The sequence below is a fragment of the Pseudarthrobacter raffinosi genome (assembly GCF_023913835.1).
GTDB classification, from domain to species: domain Bacteria; phylum Actinomycetota; class Actinomycetes; order Actinomycetales; family Micrococcaceae; genus Arthrobacter; species Arthrobacter raffinosi.
In genome coordinates this window covers 201,788-218,528 of record NZ_JAMXBG010000002.1, presented here as the reverse complement: position 1 = coordinate 218,528, position 16,741 = coordinate 201,788, and the positions used below count along the sequence as shown (strand labels likewise).

The window sequence follows — 16,741 nt, the reverse complement described above, 5'->3', positions numbered from 1 at the left end:
GCAGGCCACCGCCCGCCGGCAACCGCAACCCCTTCTGGAGGCCCCACTTGCCAGGTATGAACCTGACTCGCGCCGAAGCCCGCGAGCGTGCCGCACTCATCAACGTTGACTCCTACGATGTCATCCTCGACCTGACCAGGGGCGGGAAGGTCTTCGGGACCACCACCACGGTGAAGTTCACGGCAGTGCCGGGTTCCACCACTTTCATCGACGCCGTAACGCATGCCGTGCACAGCGTCACGCTCAACGGGCACGCCCTGGACCCTGCGGCAGTGTCCGACGGTATCCGGATCCAGTTGCCGGACCTGGCGGCGGCCAACGAGCTCACGGTGGTGGCCGACGCGCCGTACATGAACACCGGCGAAGGCCTGCACCGTTTTGTGGATCCGGTGGACCACGAGGTATACCTGTACACCCAGTTCGAGGTTCCCGATTCGCGCCGGATGTTCGCGGTGTTTGAGCAGCCCGACCTCAAGGGCACCTTCAGATTCACGGTCACGGCGCCCTCGCACTGGGATGTTATCTCCAACTCCCCCACCCCTGCCCCGGTGGAAGCCACACCAGGGGACGACGGCGGCGCCCGCTCCGTCTGGACATTCGCCCCCACACCGCGGCTGTCCTCCTACGTCACCGCCCTGATCGCCGGCCCGTACCAGTCAGTCCGCAGCGAAGTGGCCAGTTCCGACGGCCGGGTGATCCCGCTGGGAGTTTTTGCCCGGAAATCCCTGATGCAATATCTCGACGCGGACAACATCTTCGAGCTGACCCGTCAGGGCTTCGAATTCTTCGAGGCGCAGTTCGGCTTCCCGTACCCGTTCGAGAAGTACGACCAGCTCTTTGTGCCTGAGTTCAACGCGGGCGCCATGGAGAATGCCGGCGCGGTGACCATCCTGGAAGGCTACGTTTTCCGGAGCAAGGTGACCGGGGCCCAGATCGAGCGCCGGGCCATCACCGTGCTGCACGAACTCGCCCACATGTGGTTCGGCGACCTGGTGACCATGCGCTGGTGGAACGACCTCTGGCTCAACGAATCCTTCGCCGAATACATGTCCCACCTCGCGGCCGTGGAAAACACGTCCTTCACGAGCGCGTGGACCACTTTCGCCTCGGTGGAGAAGTCCTGGGCCTACCGCCAGGACCAGCTGCCCACGACGCACCCGATCTTCGCCGACATCAGCGACCTGCAGGACGTGGAGGTCAACTTCGACGGCATCACCTACGCCAAGGGCGCCTCGGTCCTGCGCCAGCTGGTGGCCTGGGTGGGGCCGGAGCAGTTTATGGCCGGGGTCCGGGAGTATTTCGCGAAGCACGCCTGGCAGAACACCGAGCTGAGCGACCTCATGGTGGAGCTGGAGAAGGCCAGCGGCCGCGACCTGGACCAGTGGGGCCGCCTCTGGCTGGAGACCGCCGGCGTCAATACGCTCAAGCCGGAGCTCTCCGTGGACGGCTCCGGGACGCTGACGTCCTTCACCATCGTGCAGTCAGCCGTCGAGGAGTGGCCCACCATCCGTCCGCACCGGCTCGCCGTCGGGTTCTACAACCTGAACAGCTCGGGCAAGCTGGAGCGCGTGCACCGCGAGGAGCTCGACGTCGACGGCGAGCGCACCGAGGTCCCGGAACTGGCGGGCCTGGCGCAGCCTGACCTGATCCTGGTCAACGACGACGACCTCGCCTACGCCAAGGTCCGGCTGGACGAGAAGTCCCTCGCCACGGCAACGGCGCACCTGAAGGACTTCAGCGAGAGCCTGCCGCGCACCCTGGTGTGGAACTCCGCCTGGGACGCTGCCCGCGACGGCGAGTCCCCGGCGCGCCGGTATGTGGAGCTGATCCTGGCCAACGTGGCCGCGGAATCGGATTCTTCGGTGATCCTGGTCCAGCTGCGCCAGCTGGCCACCACGCTGAACTTCTATGTGGCCGAGGAGCACCGCGAGGCCACCACGGTCGCCGCCGTGGACACGCTGTGGGACCTTGCCAGCGCAGCGCTTGGCGGGTCCGACGCCCAGCTGCAGTTTGTGAAGTCGTTTGCCCTGCTGGCCGGCAGCACAGGCCAGCAGGACACCGTCGCCGGGCTCCTGGACGGCACCGCCACCCTGGAGGGGCTGGCCGTCGACCAGGACCTGCGCTGGGAGCTGCTGGCGTCCGTGGTGGCCGGTGGCCGGCGGGGCCAGGCACAGATCGACGCCGAACTGGAGCGCGACAACACTGCCAGCGGACAGAACGCCGCGGCGCTGGCCACGGCCGCCATCCCCACCGCCGAAGCCAAGGCCGCAGCGTGGGACTCGATCGTGGTCACGGGAGAACTCTCCAATGCGCTCCAGGGTTCAGCCGTCACAGGCTTCATGCGGGTGCTGGACCGTTCGCTGCTCGAGCCGTATGCGGAAAAGTACTTCGAGGCTGTTCCCGGGATCGTGGCAAACCGCACACACGCACTCGCCCAGCAGATCGTCGTCGGGCTTTATCCGGCATTGCTGACCACGCAGGCAACGGTGGACCGGACGGATGCTTTCCTCGCCGGGCTTCCGGCCGACAGCAGCGCCCTGCGCCGCATGATGCTGGAAAACCGGGACGGCGTGGCCCGGGCGTTGCGGGCACGCGCGGCCGACGTGCTGCCGGGCGAAGCCTAGGCCGGCGCCGTGGGCCTGGGCGAGCACCACTATTCCCTGACGGTGCAGTGGACCGGCAACCTGGGTAACGGCACGTCGTCGTACCGGGGCTACTCACGGGACCACGACATCCGGATCCCCGGGCTGCCGGTCCTGCCCGGTTCCGCCGATCCGACGTTCCATGGGGACCGTGACCGCTACAACCCGGAGCAGCTGCTCCTGGCGGCGTTGGCGCAGTGCCACATGCTGTCGTTCCTGCATGTGGCGGTGAAGCACGGGGTGGTGGTGACCGACTATCAGGACGACGCCACCGGTGTGATGCGGCTGAACCGCGACGGCAGCGGACAGTTCGAGTCCGTCACGCTGAACCCGAGGGTGACCGTGGCGGACGCGGCCCATGTGGATCTGGCTGAACAGCTTCACCGCGAAGCCAACGCGGTCTGTTTCATCGCCCGCAGCGTCAACTTCCCCGTGGATCATTCGCCCGTGACCCTGGTGGCCTGAGACCCAACTGGGTCGCACTAACTGTCGTTATGGGAAGTCATAACGACAGTTAGTGCGACCTACATGGGTGGGGTGCTACCCAGTTCGCGTCCGGCCGGACTCAGCGGCTTCGAACAAGCTCCTCTGCCAGCCGTGCTTCGGTGGCGGGCGTGAGCCCTGCCTTGCGGGGGCGGTCCAGGCCGCGGCGTCGTTCGTCCTCCAGTGTGTCCGCCAGTGTTTCCTGCCAGGGTCTTATGGCCAGCCCGGCGGCCCTGGCGGCGTGGTTGCCGCGGCTGCAGAACCCCTCGTGGCCGGGCGGCAGCCACAGCGGGAGGGAATCCGGTCCGGCCCAGTAGTCGATCCCGTGCTCCACCAGCCAATCCTCCGGGGCCTTGAGGACTTCGCCCCGGTATTCGGCCACTGTTTTGGCCGCCTCGATGTAGTTGCCAAAGGGCACCTGGTCCCCCACGGCGTTCAGCGGCCCCGTCACCCCACGCCGGGCAGCATCGAGGACCCAGGCCGCCAGGTCCCGCACATCAATGACCTGCGTGGCGTGGGCGTCGATATCCGGGACCACGGCCGGGCCGTCGTCCCTGGCGAACCTCGCAGGCCAGTAGCCGTACCGGTCCGTCCCGTCACCGGGGCCGCTAATCAGGCCGGCGCGGCAGAGGTGCGCCCTGTCCCCCGCGGCCTCCAGGGTGGCCTGTTCAATCGCTGACTTGGATTCACCATATGTATCCGGAGTGGATTCCGTGCCTGCTGGCAGCGGTGCCAGCAGGTCAGCGTCCTCAGCCGCTCCCGGCGTCGAATGGTCTGCGTAGACGGAGCAGCTGGACACAAACGTCCAGTGGGCGGTCCGGTGGGCCAGTGCGGTCAGCGCCTCCTTGGCAGGGACAGGATCGCGAGCCACGTCAATCACCGCGTCCCAGTCCCTTGCCACCTGTGCATAGCTGTTCACGCCGAGTGAACGGTCCGCTCTTACCCACTGGACGCCGGCTGGCGGTTCCGTCGCGGATCCGCGGGCCAGGCACGCGACTGTGTGACCTGCGGAAACGGACTGCCTGGCGATTTCAGACGAGAGAAAGGCGGTTCCGCCCAGAATGAGGATGCGCATGGGGCCACGCTACGGCGCTAGGGTTGAAGGAGAACAGAGCCTTATGCCGCGGGCGAACCTGTGCATGGGCCGACGTCATCCCCCCGGCCGCCGCCGGTGACCCCCCAAGGAGTTTTACCTCTATGTTCAGCACGATGTCGCTTACACCCCCGCCCCTCACCTCGCAGCCAAGCGGCGTCAGCATTACGGGCATTGTGATCAGCCTTGGCGTCGGAATCGCGATATGGCTGGTGGCCACCTTCGTAATTTCCCGGATCAGCAAGCGAGTGGCGTCGGGTACCAATTTCTTCAAGAAACCGCACTTCAAGTGGGTTGCCCCCGCCCTGCGGGCCCTGGATCACGAGCGCCGCGTGCAGCGGGCGGAAACCATCGGTTCCCTGCTCAACAGCATCGTCGGAGTTCTGGTGGCCGTGATCACCACCATGTACGTGCTGCAGAACCTGGACATCAACATCGCCCCGCTGCTGACCAGCGTGGGAATCCTGGGTATCGCCATCGGTTTTGGCGCGCAGCAGCTGATCCGTGACTTCCTCGCCGGGATCTTCATCACCATCGAAGACCAGTACGGGATCGGCGACGTCATCGAAACCAGCGAAGTAGTGGGTGTGGTCGAGTCAATGGGGCTGCGCATCACCCGGGTCCGCTCGGAGGACGGCGCCATCTGGTACCTCCGCAATGGCGAGATCCTTCGCGTCGGCAACCGTTCGCAGGGCAACTACGTGCCAGTGCCGGACTTGCCGGCCGCCGGGCCGGACACTGCCCTGAGTGCGCCCGCCACCGAGGCGAAAAAGACCGAGCAAAAGGCCGGAGAATAGAGACATGACCATACCCGCCGAGCCGCAGCAGCCACGCCAGCTTATGCAGAACGATCCCTTCAGCCAGCCCGGCTACACGGACAACTTCTACAACGCCGTGGGCGGCCACGAGACGTTCGTCAAGCTGATCGATGTCTTTTACGACGGCGTAGCCACGGACCCGCTGTTGCGCCCGATGTACCCGGAGGAGGACCTCGAACCGGCCAAACGGCGGTTCCTGATGTTCCTGGAGCAGTACTGGGGCGGCCCCACCACGTACGGCGAGGAACGCGGCCACCCGCGCCTGCGGATGCGCCACATACCGTTCCGGGTCACGCCGGAGGCCAAGGACCGCTGGCTGTTCCACATGCGGACCGCTGTCGATGCCCTGGAACTGCCACCCTTGTACGAGGGAACGCTCTGGGACTACATGGAACGCGCCGCCCTGTCCATGGTGAACAGCCCGTCGGAGGCCTGACGCGGCCTTCGGGCTTAGCGTATGGGCGCGTACGACGGCGGCTGGCCGGGTTTTAGAGGCCGCTGCCGGTGCGTGCCAGGACGTGGCCGCGTGGACCACTGAGGCGGAACCAACGGCCCGCCCGGTACAGCTTCTGGTCCGCGTCTGCGAGGAATCCCAGGGTGAGGGCCGCGAAGGCGGCTCCTGCCGGAAGGCCGGAGTCATCAAGGGCCCGGCCCCACACAGCGGCGCGTGCGTTGTTGACGATCAGCGCCCCCGGCTGGGCGGGCATGATGCCCGCCACTTCGGTGATGCCGGCTTCGGCCGCGCGCCGGAGTTCAGCATCCGACAACGCACCCACCAGTTCCCAGCCGGTGCGCGGTGCGCCGACGCCTGTCCACGATTCGGTGACGGTGGACGGCGGAACCGGCAGCTCGACGTCGTCCTCCCCTGCCCTGGCAAGCCGGTCAAGAACGGCTGAGAGCGGTACCGTCACGTCAATCGCGGAAGGTTCCGCCAGCGCCATGGTGCGCAGGCCCAGGATGGTGGGGGTGGATTCGCCCAACAGGCGGGGCCGCAGAATGCACACGTAGGCCGCGAGAACGGAACCTGCGGCCTGAAGCCGGATGGCGCCGTCGTCGACCGTCTTGGCACGGGTGGTGAATGTTCGCAGATCGGCGAGATCACGCGGGTCGGCGAACCGGAAGGACTTCGTAAGTAGGTCAGACACATTAAGAACACTACCGGCTGAAGCTTGGTTGAGCAGCGGCCGGGCGGCGTCTAGAGTCGATCCATGACTGAAGCCGAAACCGGACTGCTGGCGCCACCCAGCGGCGACCCCACCGAAACGCTCATCCAGCTCCTGGACCTTGGTGAGCTTGAGGGCGCCCGGACGGATGAGGACATCTTCCTTGGCCCATCGCAGCAGCAGCCCCGGCAGCGTGTGTTCGGCGGCCAGGTGCTGGCCCAGTCGCTGGTCGCTTCCATGAGGACGGTGGACCCGGAACGGTTTGTCCATTCCATGCATGGCTATTTCCTCCGGCCCGGCGACGCCAACAAGCCCATCACGTTCGGTGTCCAGCGCCTGCGTGACGGCCGGTCCTTTTCGGCGAGGCGTGTCCATGCCTACCAGGAAGGGGTGCCCATCCTTTCGATGATCGCGTCCTTCCAGGACCTGGACGAAGGCCTCGACCACGAATCCAAGATGCCCGCCGGCATTCCCGATCCTGAGTCGCTGCCGAGCACGGCCGACCTGCTGGGCAAGTTCGACCACCCCATCGCCCAGCATTGGGCTTACGAGCGGCCCTTTGATATCCGGCACGTCGACCCGCCGCTCTACGTTTCGGCCAAAGGCAAGAAGGAGGCCCGGAACGCCGTCTGGATGAAGACGTTCGGGCCCATGCCCGATGATTCAAACCTGCACCGGGCCGCCCTGGCCTACGCCAGCGACTACACGCTGCTGGAATCCATCCTGCGCCGCCACGGGCTGAGCTGGATCACGCCCGGCATGAGTGTCGCCAGCCTCGACCACGCCATGTGGTGGCACCGTCCCGCCCGGGTGGACGAATGGCTGCTCTACGTCCAGGAATCCCCCAGCGCCCAGGGAGCCCGCGGCCTCGCAACGGGCAAAATTTTCAACCGGGCCGGGCAGCACGTTGCCTCGGTGGCGCAGGAGGGCATGGTCCGGGTTCCCACCGACCTGAAAAACAAAGTAGTTGGCGCGTTCCAGTCCAAGGTCCTGGAGCACCAGATCCGCAAGGCCGGGCGGAACTGAGGCTGAGCGGGCTGACTGAGCCCGCTGGCAGAGCGGGCTGACTGGCTCCCGGCAGGCAGCAGAAAGGCCGACACCCTGACGGGGTGCCGGCCTTCTTTGCGATCAGTCGCGGGTGAGGCGGCGGTGCGTCACGCGGTGCGGCTTGGCCGCATCGGGTCCGAGCCGCTCTACCTTGTTCTCCTCGTAGGATTCGAAGTTGCCCTCGAACCAGTACCACTTGGCGGGGTTTTCCTCGTCGCCTTCGTAGGCCAGGATGTGTGTGGCCACCCGGTCCAGGAACCAGCGGTCGTGCGATACCACCACGGCGCAGCCGGGGAACTCCAGCAGCGCGTTTTCAAGGCTGCTGAGCGTTTCGACGTCGAGGTCGTTAGTGGGTTCGTCAAGGAGCAGCAGGTTACCGCCCTGTTTGAGCGTCAGTGCAAGGTTGAGGCGGTTGCGCTCACCACCGGAGAGCACCCCGGCCTTCTTCTGCTGGTCCGGACCCTTGAAGCCGAAAGCGGCAACGTAGGCGCGGGACGGCATTTCGACCTGGCCCACCTGGATGTAATCGAGGCCGTCCGAAACAACTTCCCACAGGGTCTTGTTCGGGTCGATGCCGCCGCGGCTCTGGTCCGCGTAGGAGATCTTGACAGAATCGCCGATCTTCAGCTCACCGCCGTCGAGCGGCTCCAGGCCAATGATGGTTTTGAACAGCGTGGACTTGCCCACGCCGTTGGGGCCGATGACGCCGACGATGCCGTTGCGGGGAAGCGTGAAGGACAGTCCGTCGATCAGGGTGCGGTCGTCGAAGCCCTTCTGCAGGTTCCTGGCTTCCAGGACCAGCCCGCCCAGGCGCGGGCCCGGCGGGATCTGGATCTCTTCGAAGTCAAGCTTGCGGGTGCGGTCAGCCTCGGCAGCCATCTCCTCGTAGCGGGCCAGACGGGCCTTGGACTTGGTCTGGCGGCCTTTGGCGTTGGAGCGTACCCACTCGAGTTCCTCGGTGAGGCGCTTGGCCTGCTTGGCGTCCTTTTTGCCCTGGACTTCCAGGCGGGCACGCTTCTTCTCCAGGTACGTGGAGTAGTTGCCTTCGTAGGGGTACAGGTGGCCGCGGTCAACCTCGGCGATCCATTCCGCGACGTGGTCAAGGAAGTACCGGTCGTGGGTGACGGCAAGGACTGCGCCGGCGTAGCTGGAGAGGTGCTGTTCCAGCCACAGCACGCTCTCGGCGTCGAGGTGGTTGGTGGGCTCGTCCAGGAGCAGGAGGTCGGGCTTCTGCAGCAGGAGCTTGCAGAGGGCCACGCGGCGGCGCTCACCGCCGGAGAGCAGCGTCACGTCGGCGTCCGCGGGCGGGCAGCGGAGGGCGTCCATGGCCTGCTCAAGCTGGGAGTCGAGATCCCAGGCCTCAGCAGCGTCAATGGCTTCCTGCAGCTGACCCATTTCTTCAAGCAGGACGTCGAAGTCAGCGTCGGGGCTGGCCATTTCCTCGGAGATCTCGTTGAAGCGCTGGATCTTGCCGTAGATCTCGCCAACGCCTTCCTGGACGTTGCCCAGGACAGTCTTTTCCTCGTTCAGTGGCGGTTCCTGCAACAGGATCCCCACGGTGTAACCGGGGCTGAGCCGGGCCTCACCGTTGGAGGGAATGTCCAGTCCGGCCATGATCTTCAGGATGGTGGACTTACCGGCACCGTTCGGGCCTACAACACCGATTTTGGCGCCCGGGAAGAACGACATGCTTACGTTGTCAAGAATGAGTTTTTCGCCAACTGCCTTGCGGGCATTGGTCATTGTGTAGATAAATTCCGCCATGGTTCCAAATCTAGTGGGTTGGCGGGCTTAACTCACATTCGAGGCGTCAGGCAGCCGCTCCCACGAAACACTTGCCGCTGGCCAAGACAGGCAGAATGATAACGGTGACCTTGCCGTCACGGACCTGTCCCACCACGCAGTCCGTGCCCTGCAACACAGCGACCTCAATGGCATCAGCTTCCAGCCCGGTAGGCGTCCGGCTCGCCGACACTTCGAGCGCCGGCGGGGAAATCCCGGCGCCGGTCAGGGCATCTGTCACCTGGGCTGTGGCTGGCTTTGGTGTCCCCGCCGCCAGCTTCCCCAGCGCATCCGTCACAGTCTGTTTCATCGCCACGGTGTCCGGATCCTCCGCCGGGGACGTGGCGGCCGGCTGGGTGGAGCCCGTGGTTGCCAGCCCCGAGGGGGGTGCCATTTCGCCGGGCGTGGCAGCGCCCGTGCCTGCCGCCGTTGGGGAGCTGCCAGTGCAGGCTGCAAGCGCAAGAACCATCAGGAGGCTTCCGGCGAGCGCCGCAGGCGCCCGACCCGCACGTGCCCCAAACCGCCGGGAACGGGTGGCCCGGCTGGTGATTGGGGTTGCCTGCCGGTTGTCCGTCGCGCGATTCATGCCGCCATTCTGCCACGCGGCCACGCCTGGGACGGAACGGTCCCGGCGCGGGCGGACTGCCGGCCCCGGGCCCGCCCGCGTCCCGTGCGGTATCCAACGCCAGCACTTTCAGACGGTGGCTCCGGCGAGCTCGCCTGTTTCAGCATCCACCGGAATGCGGTTGCCGTCTGCATCCTCGTGGAAGACTCCCAACGCTGCAGCGTCGTCGTCCGTGTGCTCCCCTTCTTCCGGGTCTCCGCCGTCCTCGTCAGGATCAGCGGGGCCGACGCCGCTGCCCTCCGCTGACGCCTCCTGCCCTGCCGCGCCGTTGTCTGAGACGAGGTGCAGTCCGGTGTCGCTGGTACGGATGTAGTTGGCCGAACCGCGCTTGAGGTCGTGACCCACGGAATCCGCATCGATTTCGGCCGAATGGTAGACCCGGCCGTCTTTCTCCCAGCTGCGCAGCTTGAGCCGGCCAACGACGATGACGCACTGGCCCTTCTTGATGCTGCAGGCCATGTTTCCGGCAAGCTGACGGTAGCCCTGGACGTTGAACCAGTTGGTGTGGCTATCCACCCAGGTGCTGGTGGCCCGGTCAAAACGCCGCGCCGTTGAACCGAGGCGGAACGAGGCGGTGCCAACGCCGCCCGGAGTCGTGGAGGTCTTGATATCCGTGGCAACGAAGCCCCGGAATGTTTGGTAGTCAGTCATCGTCTTGTCCTGTCTCGAAAGGTAGCGCCTTAGCGGCAGAACCAGCTTCGCGCGGACGGCACCGGACCGCGAGGGACAACTTCGCGTATGTGCACAACCCTGCCTGCAACCGCCCTGTTGAGGAGGAGTACCGGCAGTGCGCGACGCTGACGCTGCTGCGCGTCGGGGCAATGTAGACTTTTGATGCGCCGGATCTATCGTCGTGGCGCCACGTGCCCCAGTAGCTCAGGGGATAGAGCAGCGGCCTTCTAATCCGCCGGTCGGGGGTTCGATTCCCTCCTGGGGCACAAGTTGTTGAACCAGCACCTCCGCTACGGATGGGCCGGTCAGCGAAGAACACCCCCGGTCTTCGGACCGGGGGTGTTCTTCGTTGTGTGAGTGTTACGAACCTGCGGTGTGAATCAGGCGTAGGGCAGGACGAGTTCCGCGTAGCGGGCCTTGACGGTCTCCATGACAGCATCTCCGTCGGCGTCCCAGATCTCCTGGTTGAAGATTTCAACTTCGATGTCCCCGGTGTACCCGGCGTCCCTGACCCAGGTGCCGATGGTGGCGAAGTCGATGACGCCGTCGCCCATAAATCCGCGGGACAGCAGTGGATCGGCCGCTATGGGCATGTTGAAGTCACACACCTGGTAGGAGGCGATGCGCCCGTCCCTGCCAGCACGTACAATCTGGGCCTTCAGGTCCGGGTCCCACCAGACGTGGAAGGTGTCGACGGCGACGCCCACCGCCTGAGCATTAAACGGGGCTGCAAGATCCAGGGCCTGGCCCAGGGTCGAAATGACGGCGCGGTCCGCTGCGTACATGGGGTGCAGGGGTTCGAGCACCAGCCGGATGCCGTTCTCGGTGGCGAACGGGACAAGATCGGCGAGGCGGTCGGCAACGCGCTGGCGGGCTGCCACCACGTCCTTCTCCCCCGGCGCCAGGCCGCCGACCACCATGAAGAGTTCCCTGGTGTCCAGCGCAGCGGCTTCGAGGACGGCCGCGCGGTTGTCCGCCAGGGCGGCGGCCTGGCCCTCAGCGTCGGGCGCTGTCAGGAAGCCGCCGCGGCACAGGGAGGACACCCGGAGGCCCGCGTCCTTGATCAGCTTCGCGGCCTTGTCCAGCCCCGCTTCTTCAACCCGGTCGCGCCACGGGGCGATCGCGGGGATTCCGGCGCGTACACAGCCACCAACAACTTCGGCAAGCGTCAGCTTCTTGGTGGTGGCGCTGTTCAGGGAAAGCCGTGAAAAAGGGGACGGTTCTGAATTGGATGTCATACTCCCACTCCGTTGATGCGCAGGTAGTCGGACATCCGGAACGCGGCGAGCGCCGGGTCCTTCAGCAGCCCTGCCTGGTCGGCAAGTTCGAAGGTCTTGGCCAGGTGGCAGACGGAGCGGCCGGAGTGCAGGCCGCCCACCATCTGGAAGCCGGGCTGCCTGCCGTTGAGCCATGACATGAAGGCGATCCCGGTCTTGTAGTAGAACGTGGGGGCGCTGAAGATGTGCTTGCCGAGCTCGCGGGTGGAGTCCAGGATGGCGCGCGCTTCCTCAGCCTTGCCGGCGTCGTACTTCTGCAGCGCAACCGATGCGGCAGGGTAGATCGCAGCGAAGATGCCCAGCAGCGCGTCCGAGTGGTGGCTGCCGTCGCCGTCGATCAGTTCCGGGTAGTTGAAGTCGTCGCCGGTGTAGAGGCAGACCCCTTCCGGCAGGGCAGCGCGCAGGGCAACCTCGTGCGAAGCATCCAGCAGCGATACCTTCACGCCGTCCACCTTGTCCGCGTGCTGGCGGACAAGGGACAGAAAGGTCTCGGTCGCGGCAGCGACGTCGTCCGAACCCCAGTAGCCGGCCAGCGCGGGATCGAACATGGTTCCGAGCCAGTGCAGGATGACGGGCTGGTCCACTTCCTGCAGCAACGTGGAGTAGACGTGCAGGTAGTCGTCCGGACCGTTGGCCACGCGGGCCAGCGCCCGGGAAGCCATCAGGATGATCTTGGGTCCGGCTTCACTGACGACGGCGATCTGCTCGCGGTAGGCGTCCAGGACAGCGGCGAGTCCTGCGTTGCCGGTGGGCAGTGCGGCGAGGTCCAGCTGGTCGGTGCCGGCGCCGCACGAGACGAGATCGCGCACAGTCTTCCCGGCGGTAGCGGGGCCACCGGCAGCGACCACCGAAGCGGCCTCCACACCGGTGCGCTTGATGAGCTGCTGGGTTGCGGCCCAGTCCAGGCCCATGCCGCGCTGGGCGGTGTCCATCGCATCGGCGACACCGAGGCCGTAGGACCAGAGTTCGTGCCGGTACGCCAGGGTGGCGTCCCAGTCGAGGCTGGCCGGGGCACCTGGCGTGTTGTCCGCCAGGACCTCGGGAATGACGTGCGCGGCGGCGTAGGCACGCCGCGACGTGAGCGGGACGGTGGGGCGGGCCCACGACACGCCGCCCTGGAGGCGGTACTCGCGGGTGCCGCCGCCGTGGGTGGGAAGAATCAGGGAAGTCATCAGAGCGTGATCTCCGGGATGTCGATGGTGCGGCGTTCGTCGTTGGACTGCAGGCCAAGCTCGGCGAGCTGGACGCCGCGGGCGGCGGACAACAGGCCGAAGCGGTGCTCGCGGCCGGCCACCACGTCGCGCAGGAACTCTTCCCACTGCAGCTTGAAGCCGTTATCCAGCTCGGCGTTGGCAGGGACTTCCTGCCACTGGCTGCGGAAGGATTCCGTGACGGGCAGGTCCGGGTTCCAGACGGGCTTGGGGGTGTGGGCACGCTGCTGGGCTACGCACTTGTTGAGTCCGGCAACGGCCGAACCGTGCGTGCCGTCGATCTGGAATTCCACAAGCTCGTCGCGGTAGACGCGGACAGCCCAAGAGGAGTTGATCTGGCCGATGACCGGCTCGCCCGCCGGCGTTTCGAGTTCGAAGATGCCGTAGGAGGCGTCGTCCGCCGTGGCTTTGTACTCCTTGCCTGCCTCGTCCCAGCGGGCCGGGATGTGGGTGGCGGTCTTGGCGTTGACGCTCTTGACCTTGCCGATAATGCCTTCGAGGACGTAGTTCCAATGGCAGAACATGTCCGTGGTCATGCCGCCGCCGTCTTCTTTGCGGTAGTTCCAGGACGGTCGCTGTGCTGCCTGGACGTCGCCTTCGAAGACCCAGTAGCCGAATTCGCCGCGGATGGACAGGATGCGGCCGAAGAAGCCTTCGTCCACGAGGCGGCGGAGCTTGACCAGGCCGGGCAGGTACAGCTTGTCGTGCACAACACCGGCGGTGACGCCGGCTTCTTTGCCGATGCGGGCCAACTCGATGGCCTCTTCGAGGGACTCGGCCGTGGGCTTCTCGGTGAAGATGTGCTTGCCGGCCAGCATTGCCTTCTTGAGCGTGGCAGCGCGGAGGCTGGTCATGGAGGCGTCGAAGATGATGTCCACGGTGGGGTCATTGATCACGGAATCAAGGTCCGTGGTCCACTCGGCCACCTTGTGCAGTTCGGCCAGTTCGCGGATCTTGGCTTCATTGCGGCCCACCAGGATGGGCTCCACCTGGACCTTGGTGCCGTCCTCCAGCGTGAAGCCCCCAGCGTCGCGGATGGGAAGGATGGAACGCAGCAGGTGCTGGCGGTAACCCATCCGGCCGGTGATGCCATTCATGGCGATACGGATCGTCTTTGTTTCGAAGCCCATGTGTCCTCCACGGTGAGTGAGCAGTGTTACTCAAGGGATATTGGGAAAGCGCATTCCCACTGCGTCCATCATGCACCGCTCGCGTTCGGGTTGGCAAGCGCTTTCCCAAAGTATCCTCAAACTGCCATACTGAAAGCGGCGCTAACGGCGCTGAAAGTCTGTACGAACGGGAGAAGTTGTGGCTGCAAGTACCCTCACCGAGGTGGCCCGGCTGGCGGGCGTTTCGCCGGCCACCGCCTCCCGCGTGCTGAACGGCTCCGCCCGGATACCCGGCAAGGATATTGCGGACCGGGTGCGCCAGGCCGCCGAATCCCTCGGCTACATTCCCAACGCCCAGGCGCAGGGGCTGGCCAAGTCCAGCTCCGGGCTGATCGGGCTGATCGTGCATGACATTGCCGATCCGTACTTCGCAGCCATTGCCCGCGGCGTCCAGGATGCCGCGAGGGAACAGCACAAGATGGTGCTGCTGGCCACCACCGAGGGCGCTCCAGACAGTGAGAAGGAGGCCGTGGCTGCCTTCGCCGCACGCCGCGCCGATTCCATCGTGATCGCAGGATCACGGACCTCCCGCACCGAGGACCTGGAAGGCAACACCGAACTCGCTGCGGAACTGGACCGATACTGCCGCAACGGCGGCCACGTGGGCGTGATCGGCCACGGGATTGTGGGGGCCGCGACAGCGGACGGCTACCACGTGGTGAGTGTGCCCAATGAGGAGCTGGCCGCGCAGCTCGCAACCGAGCTGGCCGCGTCGCGGGAAGAAGACTTCGTCATCGTCGGCGGCCCGGAAGGGCTGTTCACCTCCGACGACCGGATCCGTGGGTTCCAGCGCGGCCTCGCCAGCGCCGGCCTGCCTGCCGCGGACGTCATCCGCACGGACTTCACCCGTGCGGGCGGCTTCGAGGCCGGCCTCGCCCTGGCTGCACGGATCACAGCGTCCCAACCCGGGACCGCGACAAAACGGCTCTGCATCTTTGCCGTCAACGATGTTATGGCCATCGGGGCCGCTGCCGCGCTGCGCTCCCAGGGACTGCGGATCCCGCGCGACGCCGCCGTTGCCGGTTTCGACGATATTGAGACTCTGCGCGATTTCCGGCCGGCCCTCTCCACGGTGCACCTTCCCCTGGAGGAGATCGGACGGCAGGCCGCCAGCAGCGCGGCCGGCCCGTCCGCCGACGATGCCGGATCGCCCCCGATAACCGGCCAGGTCATACTCCGGCGCAGCACCGAAGTGGCACACCCGACCAGCGCCGAGTCGGTGGCCTGACCAGCATGACGGACGGGCCCGCCCCCGGCCTGACGACGGCCGCGGCGCAGTGGAACGGCGTCGAGCGCTTGTTCAGCCGCCCCGGCGAGCCGTCCCCGCTGCTGGTGCCGCTTCTTTGCCCTCACCGGTCCGGAGTACTCCGCGCTGGGGCCGGCCGCCCGCAAGGCACAGTTGAAGGAAAGGTTCGACGGCGGCTCCCCCGCCCCCGGCGTCCTCGCCTTCGTCGACGGTCAGCCCGTGGGCTGGTGTGCCGTGGAGCCACGGACCTGTTATCCCCGAGTGCTTCGCTCCCGCATGCTGCGGCTGGCTGAGGAACCAGGGCCGCCCGATTCCGAAACAGCATCACCGGATGCGTCCGGCGGGGTGTGGTCAGTGACCTGCTTCGTGGTCGCCGCCGGCCACCGCCGGAGCGGTGTGGCAGCCGCGCTGCTGCGCGCCGCCGTCGAGCATGCCCGGCTCAATGGTGCCGACGTTGTGGAAGGCTACCCGGTGGACCGCGAGCAGCGGCCCAACGCGGGACCCGCAGACCTTTACCACGGCACGCTGAACCTCTTCCTGCGCGCCGGGTTCACCGTGGACAGCAGCGCCGTCCCAGGGCGGGCCATGGTGCGCCTGAGCCTCACCGGACCTAAGGGAGCGTAAGGATCAGCGGGCCATCGGCAGTGATGGCCACTGTGTGTTCGCTGTGGGCAGCCCGGCGTCCGTTGGCGGAACGCAGCGTCCAACCGTCGTCGTCCTGATAGTAGTCGTCCTTGCGGCCAAGGATCAGCATAGGCTCGATGGCGATGACCAGCCCCTCGGTGAGCTTGATCCCCCGTCCCGGCCTGCCGTCGTTGGGCACCGGCGGTTCGGCGTGCATGGTGCGGCCGATCCCGTGGCCGCCGTGGTCAGCCAGCAGACCGTAGCCCGCCCGCCGCGCGGCGCCGCCGATCGCGTAGGCAAGATCGCCCATTTTGTTGCCGATCCGGGCTGCCTCGATCCCACGGGCCAAGGCGGCATCCGTGGCATCAATGAGGGCCTGGTCCACAGGATCGGGTGTTCCCACAATGAAACTGACGGCCGCATCGCCGCACCAGCCCTCCAGAAATGCCCCGCAATCCACGCTTAGCAGGTCACCGTCCTGGAGTCTGTAGCCGTCGGGGATTCCGTGGACCACGGCGTCGTTCACACTTGTGCAGATCACGCCGGGAAAGGGAACTGCGGCCCAGCGCGGGTGGTAGTCCAGGAAGGCCGGTGTGGCTCCCGCCGTGGCAATCGTCTCCGCGGCCAGCGCATCGAGGTCACGCAGGGTGACACCCACTCCGGCGGCCTGACGCACCGCCGCCAGGGTATTGGCCACCACCCGCCCGGCTTCGCGCATGAGGGCAATCTGCTCGGGAGTCTTGATCATGGACATGCAGGGAACCTCCAACGTCGGGTAGCACGGTTCACGGGAACGTGCAGTTTGTCTGGTCCCACTCTAGAGCCGTCCCGCTGAGGATGGACCGGCCGACATCCACGCCGCCGGCACCTCGCTAAAGTTGCACCATGG

16 protein-coding genes and 1 tRNA gene are annotated in these 16,741 nt (G+C 66.3%); 8 read left to right on the top strand and 9 right to left on the bottom strand.

The window, feature by feature from the left end; genetic code table 11:
• Positions 1-56: 56 nt before the first annotated feature.
• Together pepN and NG697_RS02825 are read left to right on the top strand one after the other, a co-directional pair.
• Entirely contained in the window at positions 57-2,624 is a 2,568-nt protein-coding gene (pepN, locus tag NG697_RS02830) for an aminopeptidase N (RefSeq protein ID WP_252613579.1), read from the top strand.
• A gap of 9 nt (positions 2,625-2,633) precedes the next feature.
• Positions 2,634-3,107, top strand: coding sequence for an OsmC family protein (locus NG697_RS02825; protein ID WP_252599538.1), 474 nt, complete (start codon positions 2,634-2,636; stop codon positions 3,105-3,107).
• Positions 3,108-3,207: 100 nt separating this feature from the next.
• Here NG697_RS02825 and NG697_RS02820 read toward each other — a convergent pair whose 3' ends face one another.
• Positions 3,208-4,200 carry an NAD-dependent epimerase/dehydratase family protein gene (locus tag NG697_RS02820; protein WP_252613577.1) on the bottom strand — a complete coding sequence of 331 codons (993 nt, stop codon included), beginning with the start codon at positions 4,198-4,200 and terminating at the stop codon, positions 3,208-3,210.
• Between the two features lie 122 nt (positions 4,201-4,322).
• Here NG697_RS02820 and NG697_RS02815 point away from each other — a divergent pair, with 122 nt between their 5' ends.
• Complete coding sequence (locus NG697_RS02815) at positions 4,323-5,015, top strand: mechanosensitive ion channel family protein (RefSeq protein WP_252599540.1); 693 nt, start codon at positions 4,323-4,325, stop codon at positions 5,013-5,015.
• A 4-nt stretch (positions 5,016-5,019) separates the two neighbouring features.
• On the top strand, positions 5,020-5,472 hold the full coding sequence (locus NG697_RS02810) for a globin (RefSeq protein WP_305884324.1): 453 nt from the start codon (positions 5,020-5,022) through the stop codon (positions 5,470-5,472).
• 52 nt (positions 5,473-5,524) lie between these two features.
• Here NG697_RS02810 and NG697_RS02805 read toward each other — a convergent pair whose 3' ends face one another.
• Positions 5,525-6,181, bottom strand: a complete 657-nt coding sequence (locus NG697_RS02805) for a DUF8185 domain-containing protein (protein WP_104060850.1) — start codon at positions 6,179-6,181, stop codon at positions 5,525-5,527.
• Positions 6,182-6,244: 63 nt separating this feature from the next.
• On the opposite strand from NG697_RS02805, the gene NG697_RS02800 reads away from it, so the two are divergent.
• Positions 6,245-7,225 carry an acyl-CoA thioesterase gene (locus NG697_RS02800; RefSeq protein ID WP_252599541.1) on the top strand — a complete coding sequence of 327 codons (981 nt, stop codon included), beginning with the start codon at positions 6,245-6,247 and terminating at the stop codon, positions 7,223-7,225.
• Positions 7,226-7,327: 102 nt separating this feature from the next.
• Here the strand turns inward: NG697_RS02800 and ettA are convergent, their stop codons facing one another.
• From ettA to NG697_RS02785, 3 genes are all read right to left on the bottom strand, one after another.
• Positions 7,328-9,010 (bottom strand): energy-dependent translational throttle protein EttA, encoded by a 1,683-nt coding sequence (ettA, locus tag NG697_RS02795; protein WP_058932192.1) that lies wholly within the window; start codon positions 9,008-9,010, stop codon positions 7,328-7,330.
• 46 nt (positions 9,011-9,056) lie between these two features.
• Positions 9,057-9,614 (bottom strand): DUF6993 domain-containing protein, encoded by a 558-nt coding sequence (locus tag NG697_RS02790; protein ID WP_252609472.1) that lies wholly within the window; start codon positions 9,612-9,614, stop codon positions 9,057-9,059.
• 108 nt (positions 9,615-9,722) lie between these two features.
• Positions 9,723-10,304, bottom strand: a complete 582-nt coding sequence (locus tag NG697_RS02785) for a single-stranded DNA-binding protein (protein WP_252599543.1) — start codon at positions 10,302-10,304, stop codon at positions 9,723-9,725.
• Between the two features lie 214 nt (positions 10,305-10,518).
• Between NG697_RS02785 and NG697_RS02780 the strand changes: the two genes are divergently transcribed.
• A tRNA-Arg gene (locus NG697_RS02780) sits at positions 10,519-10,591 on the top strand.
• A gap of 114 nt (positions 10,592-10,705) precedes the next feature.
• Here the strand turns inward: NG697_RS02780 and NG697_RS02775 are convergent.
• Genes NG697_RS02775 through NG697_RS02765 form a run of 3 tightly spaced genes read right to left on the bottom strand, consistent with a single transcriptional unit; the run spans position 10,706 to position 13,943 of the window.
• Positions 10,706-11,563 carry a sugar phosphate isomerase/epimerase family protein gene (locus NG697_RS02775; protein ID WP_252613575.1) on the bottom strand — a complete coding sequence of 286 codons (858 nt, stop codon included), beginning with the start codon at positions 11,561-11,563 and terminating at the stop codon, positions 10,706-10,708.
• Positions 11,560-12,774, bottom strand: coding sequence for a dihydrodipicolinate synthase family protein (locus NG697_RS02770; protein WP_252609468.1), 1,215 nt, complete (start codon positions 12,772-12,774; stop codon positions 11,560-11,562). Before NG697_RS02770 ends, NG697_RS02775 begins: the two co-directional genes overlap by 4 nt.
• Positions 12,774-13,943: a Gfo/Idh/MocA family protein gene (locus tag NG697_RS02765; protein ID WP_252613573.1), complete on the bottom strand. Its 1,170-nt coding sequence runs from the start codon at positions 13,941-13,943 to the stop codon at positions 12,774-12,776. The genes NG697_RS02770 and NG697_RS02765 overlap by 1 nt, the downstream gene beginning before the upstream one ends.
• Before the next feature lie 178 nt (positions 13,944-14,121).
• On the opposite strand from NG697_RS02765, the gene NG697_RS02760 reads away from it, so the two are divergent.
• Both NG697_RS02760 and NG697_RS02755 read left to right on the top strand, forming a co-directional pair.
• Positions 14,122-15,210, top strand: coding sequence for a LacI family DNA-binding transcriptional regulator (locus NG697_RS02760; RefSeq protein ID WP_252613571.1), 1,089 nt, complete (start codon positions 14,122-14,124; stop codon positions 15,208-15,210).
• A gap of 171 nt (positions 15,211-15,381) precedes the next feature.
• A complete protein-coding gene (locus NG697_RS02755; protein ID WP_252609462.1) occupies positions 15,382-15,852 on the top strand; it encodes a GNAT family N-acetyltransferase in 471 nt (156 codons plus the stop codon).
• Here the strand turns inward: NG697_RS02755 and map are convergent.
• Positions 15,839-16,606, bottom strand: coding sequence for a type I methionyl aminopeptidase (gene map / locus NG697_RS02750; protein ID WP_252599549.1), 768 nt, complete (start codon positions 16,604-16,606; stop codon positions 15,839-15,841). The two genes, NG697_RS02755 and map, sit on opposite strands and share 14 nt — an antisense overlap.
• Positions 16,607-16,741: the final 135 nt, after the last annotated feature.